General features: G+C 69.9%; 12 protein-coding genes and 1 pseudogene. 4 read left to right on the forward strand and 9 right to left on the reverse strand.

Annotation, left to right across the window (positions count from 1 at the left end; all coding sequences use genetic code 11):
- Positions 1-222: 222 nt before the first annotated feature.
- Positions 223-1188, reverse strand: coding sequence for a DMT family transporter (locus AB0L53_RS44005; protein ID WP_364007971.1), 966 nt, complete (start codon positions 1186-1188; stop codon positions 223-225).
- Between the two features lie 147 nt (positions 1189-1335).
- Between AB0L53_RS44005 and AB0L53_RS44010 the strand changes: the two genes are divergently transcribed.
- Positions 1336-2220: an AraC family transcriptional regulator gene (locus tag AB0L53_RS44010; RefSeq protein ID WP_364007974.1), complete on the forward strand. Its 885-nt coding sequence runs from the start codon at positions 1336-1338 to the stop codon at positions 2218-2220.
- A gap of 2 nt (positions 2221-2222) precedes the next feature.
- Here the strand turns inward: AB0L53_RS44010 and AB0L53_RS44015 are convergent, their stop codons facing one another.
- Positions 2223-2978, reverse strand: a complete 756-nt coding sequence (locus AB0L53_RS44015) for an SDR family oxidoreductase (RefSeq protein WP_364007977.1) — start codon at positions 2976-2978, stop codon at positions 2223-2225.
- A 234-nt stretch (positions 2979-3212) separates the two neighbouring features.
- Here AB0L53_RS44015 and AB0L53_RS44020 point away from each other — a divergent pair, with 234 nt between their 5' ends.
- Positions 3213-4139, forward strand: coding sequence for an RNA polymerase sigma-70 factor (locus tag AB0L53_RS44020; RefSeq protein ID WP_364007980.1), 927 nt, complete (start codon positions 3213-3215; stop codon positions 4137-4139).
- Positions 4140-4193: 54 nt separating this feature from the next.
- Here the strand turns inward: AB0L53_RS44020 and AB0L53_RS44025 are convergent, their stop codons facing one another.
- The 3 genes and pseudogenes from AB0L53_RS44025 to AB0L53_RS44035 all read right to left on the reverse strand — a co-directional run.
- A complete protein-coding gene (locus AB0L53_RS44025) occupies positions 4194-4604 on the reverse strand; it encodes a hypothetical protein (protein ID WP_364007983.1) in 411 nt (136 codons plus the stop codon).
- A gap of 207 nt (positions 4605-4811) precedes the next feature.
- The gene (locus AB0L53_RS44030) at positions 4812-5429 is read right to left on the reverse strand and encodes a MarR family transcriptional regulator (protein WP_364008123.1); all 618 of its coding nucleotides are present in this window, start codon (positions 5427-5429) and stop codon (positions 4812-4814) included.
- 84 nt (positions 5430-5513) lie between these two features.
- Positions 5514-5735 (reverse strand): annotated as a pseudogene (locus AB0L53_RS44035) (helix-turn-helix domain-containing protein); the annotation flags it as partial.
- A 235-nt stretch (positions 5736-5970) separates the two neighbouring features.
- On the opposite strand from AB0L53_RS44035, the gene AB0L53_RS44040 reads away from it, so the two are divergent.
- Both AB0L53_RS44040 and AB0L53_RS44045 read left to right on the forward strand, forming a co-directional pair.
- Positions 5971-6219 (forward strand): hypothetical protein, encoded by a 249-nt coding sequence (locus AB0L53_RS44040; protein WP_364007986.1) that lies wholly within the window; start codon positions 5971-5973, stop codon positions 6217-6219.
- A 6-nt stretch (positions 6220-6225) separates the two neighbouring features.
- Positions 6226-7611, forward strand: coding sequence for a serine hydrolase (locus AB0L53_RS44045; protein ID WP_364007989.1), 1386 nt, complete (start codon positions 6226-6228; stop codon positions 7609-7611).
- A gap of 2 nt (positions 7612-7613) precedes the next feature.
- Here AB0L53_RS44045 and AB0L53_RS44050 read toward each other — a convergent pair whose 3' ends face one another.
- The 4 genes from AB0L53_RS44050 to AB0L53_RS44065 all read right to left on the reverse strand — a co-directional run bounded on the left by AB0L53_RS44050 (position 7614) and on the right by AB0L53_RS44065 (position 15177).
- Complete coding sequence (locus AB0L53_RS44050) at positions 7614-8081, reverse strand: hypothetical protein (RefSeq protein ID WP_364007992.1); 468 nt, start codon at positions 8079-8081, stop codon at positions 7614-7616.
- Between the two features lie 165 nt (positions 8082-8246).
- Positions 8247-10937, reverse strand: a complete 2691-nt coding sequence (locus tag AB0L53_RS44055) for an NACHT domain-containing protein (protein ID WP_364007995.1) — start codon at positions 10935-10937, stop codon at positions 8247-8249.
- Positions 10910-11560: a hypothetical protein gene (locus AB0L53_RS44060; RefSeq protein ID WP_364007998.1), complete on the reverse strand. Its 651-nt coding sequence runs from the start codon at positions 11558-11560 to the stop codon at positions 10910-10912. Before AB0L53_RS44060 ends, AB0L53_RS44055 begins: the two co-directional genes overlap by 28 nt.
- 41 nt (positions 11561-11601) lie before the next feature.
- Complete coding sequence (locus AB0L53_RS44065) at positions 11602-15177, reverse strand: WD40 repeat domain-containing protein (RefSeq protein WP_364008001.1); 3576 nt, start codon at positions 15175-15177, stop codon at positions 11602-11604.
- Positions 15178-15388: the final 211 nt, after the last annotated feature.

A 15388-nucleotide genomic window follows, 5' to 3' on the forward strand; every position in this document is an offset into this window, starting at 1 on the left:
GGTGCGTATGGGGGGATACGGTTAGGCGCCCAGTTGCTTGATGCCAAGAGCCCTGTGGGGACAGGGCTACGTTGGCGGCATGGTGATCCCGTTCTATCGGAAGGGAAGGCCGCCTTCAGGGCGAATGTCGACCAGGTCACTCCTGAAGCAGACCGTAATCGAGGCCCCGCATATCACTCGCATATCCCACGCATATCGGCGCGGCGTCGCCATCCGATGCGGTTACGAGGTGGGCTGCCGAGCGGCGGTGTCGGGTCGCCGCGCCCGGAACCTGCCCTGGGTGACGGCGAGGACGGCGCCGACGAGGAGCACGGCCGCTCCCGTGGCCTGCACCGTATCGAAGGACTCACCCAGGAACACGGCCGAGCACGCGGTCCCGACAACGGGCACGACGAACATCATGATGGACGCCGACGCGGGACCCACGGCGTGAATGCCCCGGTAGTAGAGCAGGTTCGCCACCGCGGTCGGGCCGAGCGCCACGAAGACGACGTTCAGCCAGACGTAGGCGGGCACATCCTGCCAGGCGACCTCGGTGGCCGCCGGCGCGCTGTAGATCGCCAGCAGCACCGCCCCGCTCAGCGTCGCGTACGTCGTCGCCTTGAGCGGCTCGATGCCGGCGAGTACGCGGCGACCGGACAGCGTGAACGCCGCCCAGCAGCAGGCGCTGAGCAGGAACAACAGATCACCGGCGAGCCGGGCCTGGCCCGCGCCCGCGGCTCCGGCCGAACCCGCGAAGAAGATCAGCGCGCCGACCGCTCCGGTCGCCAACCCGGCCACCCGCGCCACTGACGCGTTCTCCTGCCGGGTGATCAGCAGAAAGGCGGTGGTCAGTACGGGACTCATGACCGGGACGATGCTGCTTCCGTCGATCGCCGGCGCGAGTGACAGCCCCCAGAAGAAGAACAGGTTATAGGCGAAAACCCCGATCACGCCCGCTCCGGCGGCCCGTGCCCAGTCCCGCGGCGACGACCGCCGACGGGCACCACCGAGCTGCCTGGACAACCGCAGGGCGACCAGGAGTGCCAGAGCTCCACCGCCGAAACGCAACGTCGCGACCACCGAGTGGGGCAGGTGATCCACGATCACCTTGGAGCTGCTGAAGCCGCTTCCCCACAACAGCATCGTCGTGGCCAGCAGTAGGTAGGGCTGGGTCCGGCCCGCGCCACTCGTTTCCGTGTCTGCCATGGGGAACCTCCGCAACGCGTCTTTCCGCGCCCGAGGATCGAGGAGGCGGGCGCGACAGCAGCGACCATCCTGTGCTTCAGGTGATGGGCTGGTCTTGTACGCTCGTGCGCCGCGAGTCGTACGCACATGGAACGAGGTGATGACGAGATGACCGGCAGGGGCCACGCGGCCCGGGAATGGACCAGCTATTGGCGCTCGGCCGAGATGCCGTTGGAGGCCATGTACGCGCGCTTCCTCAGCCACCGTTATCACCGCCACAGCCACGAGACCTACTCCTTCGGTGTCACCGAGCAGGGCGCGCAGACCTTCACCTGTCGCGGCGCCGGGCATACGAGCGCGGCCGGGATGGTCATGGTGTTCAATCCCGACGAGGTGCACGACGGGCATGCGGCCCACGAGTTGGGGTTCACCTATCGGATCGTGCACATCGGCCAGGAGCTGATCACCGACGTCCTCACCGACGTGACGCAGCGCCCCGCCGGATTGCCGCTGTTCGCCAGCCCGGTCCTCAACTCTCCCACCCTCGCGACGCGGCTACGCGACCTGCACACCGCGCTGCTGGGCGGCGCCGACCCGCTCGAGCGCGACGAACTGCTCTCCGGCACGATCGCCGCCCTTGTCCACCTCGCCGCGCGCAGACCTCCCGAACCGCCCGCCACCCTCCGCGCGGCCACTGCCGCGTATCTCGCCCTGAAGGCCCGCGAGCTGATCGACGACTGCTACACCGAGCCGATCAACGCCGACGACCTCGCGGCCTGGACCGGCTCCAGCCGGTACGCCGTCTATCGGGCCTTCCGCACGACGTACGGGCTGGCGCCCAGCGACTACCAGCGCCAGCTGCGCCTGCGGGCCGCTCGCCGCCTGCTCGCCCGGGGACGGCCCGCGGCCCGGGTCGCGAGCGAGGTCGGATTCACCGACCAGGCCCATCTGACTCGTTGGTTCACCCGCTCGTACGGCGTCACGCCCGCCCAATACCGCCTGGCGAGAGCCTGCGGTTCTGTCGACGCCGAATTGGTGGCTCCGCCTGCGTAGTTCTACTTTCCGGTGGCGTTCTGGCTCAGCCAGTCGCGGTAGTGGATTCGGCCGAGGCTCGCGCCGTCGGCGGGCACCAGCGTCCGCTCGCCCGGCTCGGTGCCGAAGTAACGCGCGTGCGGGTCGGTGACCACCGTACGCGGGTCGCCCCAGGCAGCCAGGGCGTCGCGGAAGAACTCATCCATCCGCGACTGCTCCGGCCCGGCGATCTCCATCCGGTGGTTCAGCGGCGAGCCCACCGCGACGCGGCCGATCGCCTCGGCGACGTCTTCACCCGCCATGGGCTGGAACCGCACGGGCGCGATCCGTACCTGGTCGCCGTCCGTGGCCTCGTCGGCGATGCCGCGGACGAACTCGAAGAACTGCGTCGCGTGCACGAGCGAGAACGGGATCCCCGACTTCTCGATCAGCTGCTCCTGGGCGATCTTCGCGGCGAAGTAGCCGTTGTCCGGCATCCGCTCGGTGCCCACGACCGACAGCGCGACGTGGTGGTCGACACCGGCCGCGGCCTCCGCGGCGAGCAGGTTGCGGGTGGAGGTCTCGAAGAACTCCATCACCGCGGCCCGCTCGAAGGACGGCGAGTTCGACACGTCGATCACCACGGCCGCGTCGGTCAGCACCTCGTCCAGGCCTTCGCCGGTGAGCGTGTTGACGCCGGTGTTCGGCGAGGCCGCCACCGCCTCGTGGCCGTGTTCTCTCAGCTTCGTCACGAGCTTCGACCCGATCAGGCCGGTCCCGCCGATTACCACGATCTTCATGATGAGCCTTCCTGCCCGCCGGGGCACCCATGTGCCAGCCGGTCCGCGAGCTAAGACAGGGCAGCCTCTCGGCCTGTGACAGCCCCGGCGAAATCTTTCCCAGGGCCCTCCTTCCCTCCGCTGTCTCTTCTCGCGCACGCCGGGTGGCAAAGGAGTCGATTACCGTCGGCTGTGCGTGGGGTGGTTCCTCGGGTCAGGTGGGTCGGAGGGTACGGTCGGTGGAAACACATCCCGGTGCGAAAGGTCTCGGCGGGGGCGATGGGAGTGGCGGACACCGAATCGGGCGATCCGGAGGATCTCGAGCAGGCCGCGGTGGTCTTCGGCGGCGTGCGGCCTCGCCTGTTCGGGATCGCGTACCGGATGCTGGGGAGCGCCACCGAAGCCGAGGATCTGGTGCAGGACGTCTGGCTGCGCTGGCAGGCCTACGATCGCGCCACGGTGGACAATCCGGCCGCGTTCCTGGCGACGACGATCACCCGGCTGGCCCTCAATGCCGCTCGGTCCGCGCGCGCCCGCCGCGAGACCTACGTCGGCCCGTGGCTGCCCGAACCCGTCGACACCAGCGCCGATCCGCACCTCGGCGCCGAGCGCGGTGAGGCCCTGGAGCTCGCGGTGCTGCTGCTCCTGGAGCGGCTCACGCCCACCGAACGGGCGGCGTACGTGCTGCGGGAGGCCTTCGACTATCCGTACCGGCAGATCGCCGACATCATCCGGCTCAACGAGCCGGCCGTACGGCAGCTGGTCAGCAGGGCGCGTAAGCATGTGCTCGTCGAACGACGTACGCCCGTGGCCAAGGCCGAACAACGCAAGCTGCTGACGGCATTCGTCGCCGCCGCCCGCGTCGGCGACCTGACGGCGCTGGAAGAGCTTTTCGCCCTGGACGTGATCAGCTACTCCGACGGCGGCGGCGCCGTGCGCGCCTCCCGCTTTCCGGTGGTGGGGGCGTCGCGGGTGGCGAAGTTCCACAGGGCGTTCGCGAGCCACTTCTGGACCGGGGTCGACGTGGCGTATGCGAGCACGAACGGGCAGAGCGCCGCGCTGCTGAGCCGCGACGGAGAGGTGTTCGCCGTCCTCACGGTCAACGCCTCGGAGCAGGGCATCGACCAGGTGCTGTGGATGATGAACCCGGCCAAGATCACCGCCGTTTCCGCCCCACCGTAAGGGGACCGGTTCGCCCAGGCGGCGAACCGGTCGGCCACTCAAGGACGGTTTCGGTCAGGGGATGATCACGTGGAAGCCGGTGTCGCGGGCGCCGGACGCGCTGCCGGTGCCGACGAAGATGTCGCGGGAGTCCCCGCAGACGATGTTGCCGTCGGGGCGGACGAAGATGCTGGAGTCCCAGGGCGAGCCCGTCCACTGGGTGGTGGCGACCGGGACGGTGTTGGCGGCGTTGATGTCGGCGTCGAGCCGGATGCAGTACTGGCCGGTGGCGATCTTGCGGACCCCGGTGACGCCCTTGGAGCGGACGACGAAGCCGTTGGCGTTGACGATGGCGGCGGCGCGTACCCCTGGGCCGGAGGCACCGCCGAGATCGGCCAGCGCCGGGACGGCGAAGGCGCCGAGCGCGCCGACACAGGAGGTCAGGGCCACGGCAACGGCCATAGCGGTCTTCTTGATGCGCGACATGCTGGTTCTCTTTTCGAGAAAGGGACTGACAGTACGGGCACAGGGCTGCTCATCAGGCCAGACGATGATCTTCCGGCCGGTCCGGAGCCAGCACTCACTGTAGTTTTCCGGCACAGAGAGTGACGTTGCGACACGGTAAAGATGATCTCCTGGCCGTCACGCTTCGCAGCGCCCGTTCACCGCCCTCCTGCGGCATGACGGGCTTGCTCAGCTGGGCACGAGCGCCGCGCGTTGCGCCGGGCTCAGGCGATCCGATCTGGTGGTGACGGTGTACGTGCCGGGCTCCGTGTGCAACAACGCGAGCGGGTCGGCGACGACCGGGTGCTCTTCGATCGCGGCCAGGGCGTCGGCGACCCGGTTCACAGACAGTCCCAACGCCCTGACCAGTTCGTCCACGGTGAGCGGCCGGGCGGCGTGCACCAGCGCGGCGAGCACCGTCAGCGCATCACCCTTGACGGTGTCGGTCAGGCGGCTGCCGCTCATCTCGCCACTGAGCCAGTCGAAGAACTGGCCCATCTGGCCCAGCCGGGTCCCGGCGGGCGAGTCGGCGCCGAAGAGGGCGACTCCGCGCTGCGCGGCCCGCGCGAGTTCGGCGTGCGCTCCGGTGTCGGTTCGCCACGCCCGGAGCCAGGTGTCGTCGTCGATGACGTAGCGCTCGCGCCGCCCGCCGGGATCCGGTTCGCGCCCGACCAGGTCCATGGCCTCCAGGTAGCCGATGGCCTTGGACACCGACGCCGGGCTGACCTGGAGCAGGCGTACGAGCTCGGCGGCCGTCAGGCTCCCACCGTCGGAGGTGAGCAGGCAGACGAACACCCGGGCGGCCATCCGCGGCACGCCGATCGCGGCCAGCAGGGCCGCGAACTCGTCCACGAAGCCGCGCGCCGCCTCGGTCGGCAGCCCCTCGGGCGGCTCCGCCGCCTGGGCCGGCCTGGCCCGGCGGGCGCGCCGTGCGGCGACCTGCTGGGCGCGGTCCGGCAGGTAGTCGCCGGACGTGCCGTTGCGCGCCACCTCACGGCTGATCGTGGAGGTCGGCCTGCCGAGCCGCCTGGCGATCTCGGCGTAACCCAGCCCGTCGGCCAGCCAGCTCGCGATCCGCCGGCGGTCCTGATGGGACAGCCTGCCTCCGGGCATCGGCGCCTCTCCTGTCGTGAACGGTCCGCGGGGTCCAGTGTGCTTTCATCGACAGGACATTGCAACGACGAGCCCTGTCGATATTGCATTTCCCCACAAGGCTGTTGCAACGATTGTCACTCATGTATGCAGGTCAATGCGATTACCGGCCTTGCCAAGCGTTGACCATAAATCGAATGCAACGTAGCCTTTGTTCATTCGGAAACATTCGCGAGAGGACACGAGCATGCATGTGATGGCGGTTTCCACGATCTCCGACGAGGACAGATTCTGGGGCACACTGAAGAAGGCGCACGGCAAGCTGCCCAAGGGAGCGAAGTGGACCCTGGCGGTGTCGAGCACCGACGGGACCAAGGCGGTGAACGTCATCGTGCACGACTCGATCGACGGCGTTAAGGGCTTCTTCGAGGAGTACGCCGGCTCCTTCGCCACCACCGAATACTTCGAGGCCGACGCCGCCAACGCGGTCGGCCTCCCGAAGTAGGCCCCGATGGCGAAAGGGCTGGACACAACGCGGATCAAGGCTCGGACGGCCGAGCTCCTCGCCGAATACCAGGTCCCGAGCGTCGCGATCGGCATTCTCCAGGACGGGGAGATCACCGACTTCGCCTTGGGCGTCAAGGAGCTGTCGACGCGAGAACCCGCGACGACCGACACCATTTACCAGTGCGGTTCCCTGTCCAAGACATGGACCGCTCTCGCTTTCATGCAGCTCGTCGATGAGGGAAAAGTCGGCCTGGACGAGCCGCTGCGGACGTACCTTCGTGATTTCCGGGTCGCCGACCCGGAGGTGAGCGCCGAAGTCACGCCCCGCCATCTCCTGAACCACACGAACGGCATCGAGGAGGACTACGGCGACCCCGGCGAGGACGACGACGTATATGAGCGCATGGTCGCGAACATCGCCGGCGCGCCGCAGGTTCACCCCCTCGGACATACCCATGGCTACAGCGCGGCCCTGGGTTACGCGATCCTCGCCCGCGTCATGGAGGTGATCGACGGGAAAAAGTGGGACGACATCATGCGGGATCGTCTCTTCGACCCTCTGGGATTGACCTCCACGACCAGCCGGCACGAGCAGGTGGACCCGGGCCGGGCCGCGACGGGCCACATCATCCGGTCCGTCGGCGAGGGCCCCATCGTTTCACCGGTGGATCATCTGCCGCGTTCCTTCGGCCCCGGCGGCAACGTGAACTCGACGGCGCGGGAAGTGCTCACGATGGCGCACGTCTTCCTCAACGAGGGAAAGGCGCCGAACGGCACCCGTATCGCCGCACCCGAGATCATCCGCGAGATGATGGGATCTCGCGTCTCCATTCCCGACCCCTATATGTACGGCCCGGAGTGGGCCCTCGGGCTCATCGTGTGCGACTGGCACGGCGAGACCGTCTACGCCCACGACGGCAGCACCATCGGCCAGAGCGCCCGGCTGCGCATTCTCCCGGACTCGAATCTCGCCATTTCGATGCTGGCCAACGCGGGACCGCGAGACAGCTTCTACAAGAAGGTGCTCAACGTCATCCTGGCCGAGCTCGGCGCGGTCACGATCCCGGAACTGCCGAAACCCGATCCCTCGCTGAACCTCGACCTGTCCAGGTACGAGGGCACGTACCGGCGGCTCGGCACCCACTACGAGGTGGCGGCCGAAGACGGAAAGCTCTCACTCACCTTCGCGCTCAACCCCATGCACGCGAGCTTCCTCGGCAAACCGGAACGCATAACGTACGAGCTGCTGCCGGTAAGTGACACGCATTTCTTGATGCCTTCCACCGATCCCCTGGAAGACACCCAGACCGTCGCGATCTACGACTTCCAGAATGGAGCCGCCCAGTATCTCCACACCAATTGCCGGGTGAATCCACGAGCCCGGCAATAGCGTCACATCTGCGCGGCCGCCTCGTCGAGGCGGATGAAGGTGGCGCCCGCGGCGGCGGCGCGGGCGCCGAGAACGTGCCCGTCGCACATCCTCGTCTCCGTCCCGGCTCGGTCGATCACCTTCCACGTCCTCGGCTCCCGACATGGCTGGCCGAGCAGGTCGCCGGTCCAGGAGCGACGGCACACCCGGCATGTGGAGACGCCCCCGCCGGCGGACAAGGTGTTGCCGTGCTCGGGGCAGACGCCCCACGGCAGGCCGCACGGCTGGTCCTGAAGCCTGGCCAGGTCCGCGGCCGCCTGCTGGAGATCCTCGGCACCTCGGGCCAGCCAGTCCGCGGCCTGCCAAGCCCCAGCCAGGTGCTCGCGTTCCGGCGATCCGTTCAAGGCGGTGCCGCAGAGCGCGCGTACCTCCGCGGTGAGCGCCTCGGCGCGACTCGCGAGAGCGCGCAGCTGCGCCGGAGTGACGGTCATGAAGGCTCCCATCTCCGCCAGGACCGACGCGGTCGGCCGTGAAGTGGCTGCTGTCCTGGACCCTACGTCGCGCCGGCCTCTGACGGGTCAGCCGGACTCGGACGGGTCAGACGTACGAAGGCTCGGTCCTACGTACGAAGGCTGGGTCGGGAAGTCTCGGGCGGGTCAGTCAGGCTCGGAGGGGGTCAGGAAGTCTTGGAGTTCGCGGTGCCGGAATTGATAGGTGGCGCCGCTGACGCGCAGCAGCCGTGCCTCGCAGGCCCAGTCGAGGAAGGTCCACAGCCGCAACGGCAGCACCCCGCGCGCGGCCGCGATGATCAAGCCGATCATGGTGCGGGACCAGGCGACCGCGCCGAAGGCGAGGCCGAAGGTCACCCCACCGACGAGCGCGCAGGCCAGTGACTGGACGATGCCCTGGTTCATGACGAACACGAGGAAGGCCGCGACACCTCCGGTGAGCCCGAAGGCCACTCCGATCATCGGGTTGCGGTGGAGGGCCTCTCGGGGGTGGGCCAGCTCCGCGTCCTCGCTCCAGCCGCCCGTGGTGATCTTGAAGAGCACCCCGAGCGCGAAGGCCAGGGCGAATGCCCCGATGATCTCCGCGGTCAGCGCCACCGGACCGGCTCCTGCCAGGCGCAGCGGCGGCAGTCCGGTCAGAGCGCCGCACAGTCCGAAGCCCAGCAGGGTGACCGGCTCGGCGCGGACCGCCTCGGATATGGTCATGCGCTCGCCCTGCCGGGCGGCGGCGGTCAATCCGATGACCGCGCCGAACACCGCGCCCCCTGCCGCCCCCGCCGCGATGGCGAAGACGGGACCGAAGACCCTGCCTTCGGTCAGTACGAGCCCGGTCAGGCCGCAGAGCGCACCGACCGGGCCGCCCGCCAGGGCGCCGAACAGGCCGCCGATCACGCGTCGCCGACGGGGGACGTTGGCCCGCCCACCGGCAGCGGTCGGCCACTGCGACATCGACAGGCCGGTGGCGATGACCACCCAGCCCGCCATGAGGGACAAGGTGAGCCCTTCTCCAAGCCAGTCGCGCGGGTCACCGGGCCGGTCAACCGCCGACCCCGCCCAGAAGGCCAGCATGGCGACCACGGCGAAGATCACACAGCACAGGCAGTGCACCGCCCGTACCCGACGCTGGCCGCCGATCGGCCACAGCAGGTGCGGCACGATGTCGATCGGCGTCATGCCGGGCGGCGGCCGATCCGTCTCGGTGGTACGGGCGGCCTGCCACCGCAGGTGGGCGGCCAGGTTCTCCAGCCAGGACCGCACCTGTTCAGGACGGTACGGAGTGCCGTGGGCGGCGCGTGGCGCCAGTGCGGTCGCCGCCGGGACGTACGCGCCGAGCAGCCTGCGGGCGATCCGCGCCGCCGCCGAACGCGTATCGGGGTTCTGGTCGACGCGGAGCAGTTCGTCCGGATCGGCGCCGGACTCCACCGCGGTCACGGTCAGCAACAGGCGCCACGGCGTGGCCAGAGCGGCGTGCACGGCCCTCCCGGATGGTCCGGACAGCGCGGCGTGCAGGCCGTCGCGGTGGATGTCGCAGGGATGGCCGTCCGGCCAGCGGGTGCGCAGGTAGGCGTTGATCTGCTCGATGGTCAGGTCGTACAGATGGATCCGGGTGGCGTTGTCGAGCCCGGCGCGGACCAGGGACAGCTCGGTGTGGCGGGCGGCCCGGCAGGTCACGACGACCGCGCCCGGCCGCCGGCCGGAGAGGTCGCTGTACCGGTTGAGCTCGGTCAGCAGGCCGATCGCCCGGCGCGGCGGGCCCATGGACGGCTCGGGGTCCAGCTCGTCGAGCCCGTCCAGCACCGGCAGCACCTGGCGGTCCCGTACCAGCCGCTCCGCGTCCTTGGCCGTGAGGCCGAAGTCGTGCGCCAGCTGTTCGGCCAGCCATGGTTCGAACGGGCTGCCCAAGGTCCATCGGGCGGCGTCCAGGCGTACCGGGACCATCTGTGGGTGGCCGGGTCGTTCGCCGCCGGTCAGGAAGGGCTCCAGCAGTTGCAGCACCAGCTCTATGGCGAGCACCGTCTTGCCCGCTCCCGACTCGCCCACGATCAGCAGGCGCTGGGGGTGCAGGTCGGTGAAGAAGCGGCCGATCGACCGCGGGCCGTCCTTCATCTCGCCGCCGGCGTCGTCCAGGTGGATCGGGTCCTCGTACGGGCCGAAGGAGACCGGTGCGATGGTGTAGCCGCCGAGCAGCCCCTTACGTGCCCTGTCCTCCTCCCGGGCCACTCGCCGCGCCAGGAGCTCGGCGGCGTGATCGCGCCCGGGACGATCGGTGGCCTCCGCGTCGGTCGCCGCGATCTGGACCGCGCCGCCCATCGAGACCGCCGCGACCGCCTCCGCCGCGACCATCGCGAACGCCTCCGCCGCCATCGCCTCCGCCGCGACCGCCGCGGACACCTCCGCCGCCATCGCCTCCGCCGGGTCCACCGCCGGCGGCGTCCGCCGCTCCGCGTCCGAGGCGGGCGGTGTACGGGGGACCGGCCCGGCCAAGGCGGTCCTGGCCACCCGCCAGCGTTCGAGCTCGCCGGGGATCAGCTCGGCCGGATAGTCGCAGTAACGGAAGCAGGCGGTGACGAACGCCTTGACGAAGTCCCACCGCGGCAACCTGTCGGTCTGCCGGAGAACATGCGAGGTCGTGCTCTTGGGCAACGCGTCGATCGTGGTTCCGTCCGAGGTCACCGTCTGGCCGCCGAGAGAGCGCAGCCTGCTCAGCGACGGCTCGCCCGCCCACCGTTTGAGCCGGACCAGCGACCGGACGAAGTCCGCGGCGCTGCCGGCCTCGGTGGGGTCGGGTGGACGGGGGTGGTCGGCGGCCATCAGTGCTTCGTCCTCACCAGCGACCACTCGAACCTCGTGCTGCCGCGCCAGGGCCATCGGCCGTCCAGGTAGGTGCCCGCCAACGTCTGGACATGCCGTGACTCCATCAGGAAGTCGCGCGCCTCGTCGGACTCCACCAGCTCCCGGCCGACCGCGATGGGCACGAACCCGTGCCGGGGGATGTAGACCCATCGGCCGCGGTCCCAGTCATAGGGATCGAACCAGTGATGGCGGACCGTGCCCGACATCCGCACCTCCAGCCCGGCCCGGGTCAGGACGAACGAGCCCTGCGAGCGCAGCAGACTCATCCGGCTGACGTAGAAGAGCTCCGTGCCGATGAACGCGTTGATCCGGGCGTCCCAGTAGTCGTGCAGCCAGGTCGACGCGCCGTCGCGCAACACTTTCGCCTCTCGTACGAGCTGCCGCTCGAACCGGTTCTGGTTCTTGCGCTCAGCCTTCTTGATCACTTTGAACGAGCGCAGCCAGCGCAGCGACATCGTCCTGGAGGCACCGGCGCCGTCCATGAAGTGTTCCAGGAAGTCGGACGCCATCGGGTGGAAGTCCCGGCCTTCTGTGACGATCGAGCGGAACAACGTGGCCAGTTCCGGGACGGGCTTACCCGTCCGTCGCCGGAAGCCTCGCAGGAACATGCTCGCTCTCTCTCCGTGGATTCCAGTGGGGTTCCCCTGGGTCATGGACACGTCTGCTGGTATGCCTCCCCCCGTACGTAGCTCGCCCATTCGTCGCGGGTGAGGGTGCGGCCCGCGTTGGCGCACGCCGCGGCCACCGGGTCGGCGGGCAGGCGGACGTTCCACAGCCGCGCGGTCCCGTCACCGGCCACCGTGGCGATGGTCGTCCCGTCCCGGCTGTAGGTGATCGCGGTCACGGCGCGGGTGTGGCCGGTCAACGGGGTGCTCAGCTGCCGGTGGCTCCGCACGTCCCACAGCCGCACCACGTCGGCGGAGCCGGTGGCGAGGACCTGTCCGTCCGGACTGAAGGCGAAGGTGTTGATCGCGCCGTCCTCGGCGATCAGGGCGATGCCGAGCGTGCGGTGCCGCCCCACGTCCCAGAACCGGACGCTGGAGTCGGCGGCCGTGAGTGCCAGCGTCTGCCCGTCGGGGCTGAACGCCAGGTCGTTGACGAACCCGCCGTTGGCCGCGGGCGGCGAGCCCTCGATCGGGCGGCGGGTGGCCACATCGAAGAGGCGCACCTGGTTGTCGTATCCCGTGATCGCCAGGGTCGAGCCGTCGGGGCTGATCGCCATCGCCGTGACGAGGTCGGTGTGCCCGGGGACGCTGATGCGCGGCCCGGTCTCCCGGCGGCGCGCGACGTCCCAGAACGCGATGGCCTTGTCCTGCTGGACGGCGACGTACCTGCCGTCGGGGCTGAGCCTGGCCAGGCCCTTGAACGTCGCCTCATGGGCGATCTCGCGGCGGCTCGCGACGTCCCAGAGCCGCAGGCCGTTCGAGCCGGACGTCAGGAGCGTCCGCCCGTCGGGGGTGAATTCGATCATGGACACGGAACGACGCGCGCCCTGGGGGCGCAGCGGCGGGCCGAGGCGACGCTGGGTGGCCACGTCCCACAACTGGATCGCGGGGTCCATCGCGTCGGCGACGCCGGTGGCCAGGATCCGTCCGTCCGGGCTCAGCGCGACGGCGGACTGCGCGGGCATCGAGGTCCCGACCTGCAGGTGGATCTGGGGGTCGGCCAGCCGTATCACGCCGTCGTCGCCGGCGGCGGCGAGCATCTTCCCGTCCGGGCCGAACGCCACGCGCTCGACACCGCTGCCATTGTCGGCGAGCGCGGTCAGCTGCTGGCGACTGACCGCGTCCCACAGGACGGTACGGCCGGTGGCTCCGGCGGTGGCGATCCGGGTGCCGTCGGGGCTGAAGGCGATCGCGTTGAAACCGGTATTGCGGTCCCTGAGCGCACCCGTCTGCTTCCGCGTGGCCACGTTCCACAGCCCGACGGTGTGGTCCCAGCTCACGGTCGCGAGGGTAGTGCCGTCGGGGCTGACGGTGAGATTCATGACGTTCTCGGTGTGCCCGGCGAGCGGGGCGCCGAGCCGGCGGGACGTGGTGGTGTCCCAGAGCTGTGCGATCTTCTTGCTCGCGACGGCCAGGGTCTTTCCGTCCGGGCTGAACGCCACCGCCCTGATGATGGACGCGAGGTCCGGTCCGTGGTCAGCGCGGCCCATGGGAGTCCCGTGCGGACGGTGCGTGGTCGCGTCCCACTGCCGGACGACGCCTCTGAAGTCGCCGGTCACGAGGGTCTTCCCGTCCGGGTTGTACGCGAGCGCCGACACGACCTCCTCGTGATCCAGCGGGGCGCCCAGGTCGCGACGGGTGGCCACGTCGTAGAACCGGACGGTGTCGAGACATGCCGTGGCCAGCGTACGCCCGTCGGGGCTCAGGGCCAGCTTGACCTCTGAGCACTCGTACTTCGGGCGGGTGATCGGGGCGCCGAGCTGCCGCCGCCTCGCCACGTCCCAGAACCGCGCGGTGCCGTCGTCGCTTCCGGTCACGATGAACGAACCGTCGGGGCTGAACGCCAGGTCCGTGACGCCTCTCGTGTGCCCGGTGAGGGTCCCCCGGCCGGTACGCGTCGCCGCGACCAGCACGCGGTTGCGGGCCTCGTCGGTGTCGGCGATTCGCCACGCCGCCACGGCCAGCAGTGAGGACAGGGGGACGTCTCCGGTGATCTCGCTCTGCGCCGCTATCTGGCGGGAGAGCGCCACCCCGCGCTGCACATCGGCCTCGTTCGCGGCGTTGACGGCGGCGCCGGCCGCGATGAGAGCGAGGACCGACAGCACCGCGAGACCGGCCATGACCAGCCGGCGGCGGCGGCCGGTACGTCGTGCCGCCCGCGTCGATGCCGCGACGAAGCCCTCGGCGGCCGGGCCGGGGGGCGGAAAGCTGTCAGGGTCGCGGTCCCAGCGGTGCCGGCTGTCCTGTACCGCCAGCAGCCGGGCGCCCCGGTAGAGGAAGGCGGGGTCGCGGTGGTGCTCGCGCCATTGGGCGGCGTCGTCGATGAGGCTGTCGTACACCGTCTGCGCGGTGAAGTCGGGTTCGAGCCACTGGCGCAGGGTCGGCCAGGCGATCAGGAGCGCGTCATGGGCGATCTCGACGGCGTCTTCGTACAGGGTGAGCAGGCGCTGGTCGGCGAACGCGGACAGCAGCGCCGTCACCTGGCCGCGCCGATCCGCCGACAGCGCCGACGCGGCGGCGTGGATCTCGGTCAGCGTCGCCCTGCGCCGGGCCACCCGCCCGCCCGCGGTGATCAGTGTCATGCGCCGGAAGAGTCTGAGTGCGGTCTTGCGGTCCTCCGCCGACAGCCGGTCGAGGATCTCATCGGCCGTGCGCTGTACGGAGTCGCGGACCCGGCCGGACTCCTCGTACCCCCGGACGGTCAGCCGGCCGTGCTCACGTCTCTCCCAGGTGTTGCGCAGCGCCTGCGAGAGCAGGGGCAGAGCGCCGGCCTCGTAGCCGTCCCCGGCGGCCTGGTCGACGCGTAGCTCGCCGAGGATGGTCTCCACCAGACCGGGCTCGATCTCCAGGTCCACGGCGGCCGCGGGACCGGTGATGGCCAGCCGGAGGTCCGACTCCGACATCGGCTCGACGATGACCTGGCCGTCCTGGATGGCCTCGGCCAACTGCGGATAGGCCGCGCAGCGGTCCCAGTAGTCCGCGCGTACGCCGACGATCACTCCGGCGCCCCGCGGGCCTTCGGCCAGGGCGTGCAGCGCCCTGACGAACACCTGGCGCTCCTGCTCGTCGCTCACCAGGGTGAACAGTTCCTCGAACTGATCGACCACCAGGATGAGACGGCCGTCCGCCGGGAGAGACGCCATCCGTCCTGGATCATCGCGCAGCTGCTCGTACACCGTTTCGACGTACTCGCCGAACGCCTTCGCCCACTCTTCGGCGAGCGCCCGCAGCGGCGTCGAGGTCGGTGTGATGAGCAGGCGCGGCCAATGCCGCGAGCCCGGCAGCGTCTCCTGAGCCAGCGCCGGCAGCAGCCCCGCCCGCAACAGCGACGACTTGCCCACGCCCGAGGCACCCGAGACCAGCAGGACGGTCCCGTGCCCGTCCAGGCGCGCGCCCAGGCGGTCGACGAGGCTGTGCGTGGCCCGCGCGCGGCCGAAGAAGAACTCGGTCTTCTCCCTCTCGAACGGCACAAGTCCTTGGTAGGGGCATACCTCGCCCCCGTCGTCGGACGGTGACAGCACCTGGGCTTGGCGGTTGCCGCCCTCGTCCCCGTCGCTCATGGCCTTCATTCTGGCGAATTGCGGCGATGCTCATCAATTGCATTCAAACCGCAAGACATCGGTCGCGGCCGAGCCGAGAGATAACCGCAGGTCGCGATCGTCTCATCCGTCTCAAGGCCGTCCGATTCCGTTTGCTTTCGTCCAACAGTGGCGTGAACAGCTGGAAAGCGCTTTCGATGTACTTGGGGATCTCGCCGACCAGGGGCGGCGA

This window comes from Nonomuraea sp. NPDC052129 (assembly GCF_040680095.1).
Taxonomy (GTDB): domain Bacteria; phylum Actinomycetota; class Actinomycetes; order Streptosporangiales; family Streptosporangiaceae; genus Nonomuraea.

Bases quoted from the DNA above. Each gene is read 5' to 3' on its own strand.
- AB0L53_RS44045 (WP_364007989.1), top strand. From the start codon at position 6,226: ATGGCGAAAGGGCTGGACACAACGCGGATCAAGGCTCGGACGGCCGAG.
- AB0L53_RS44025 (WP_364007983.1), bottom strand. From the start codon at position 4,604: ATGTCGCGCATCAAGAAGACCGCTATGGCCGTTGCCGTGGCCCTGACC.
- AB0L53_RS44030 (WP_364008123.1), bottom strand. From the start codon at position 5,429: ATGGCCGCCCGGGTGTTCGTCTGCCTGCTCACCTCCGACGGTGGGAGC.
- AB0L53_RS44060 (WP_364007998.1), bottom strand. From the start codon at position 11,560: ATGTTCCTGCGAGGCTTCCGGCGACGGACGGGTAAGCCCGTCCCGGAA.
- AB0L53_RS44065 (WP_364008001.1), bottom strand. From the start codon at position 15,177: ATGAGCGACGGGGACGAGGGCGGCAACCGCCAAGCCCAGGTGCTGTCA.
- AB0L53_RS44010 (WP_364007974.1), top strand. From the start codon at position 1,336: ATGACCGGCAGGGGCCACGCGGCCCGGGAATGGACCAGCTATTGGCGC.
- AB0L53_RS44050 (WP_364007992.1), bottom strand. From the start codon at position 8,081: ATGACCGTCACTCCGGCGCAGCTGCGCGCTCTCGCGAGTCGCGCCGAG.
- AB0L53_RS44005 (WP_364007971.1), bottom strand. From the start codon at position 1,188: ATGGCAGACACGGAAACGAGTGGCGCGGGCCGGACCCAGCCCTACCTA.
- AB0L53_RS44040 (WP_364007986.1), top strand. From the start codon at position 5,971: ATGGCGGTTTCCACGATCTCCGACGAGGACAGATTCTGGGGCACACTG.
- AB0L53_RS44015 (WP_364007977.1), bottom strand. From the start codon at position 2,978: ATGAAGATCGTGGTAATCGGCGGGACCGGCCTGATCGGGTCGAAGCTC.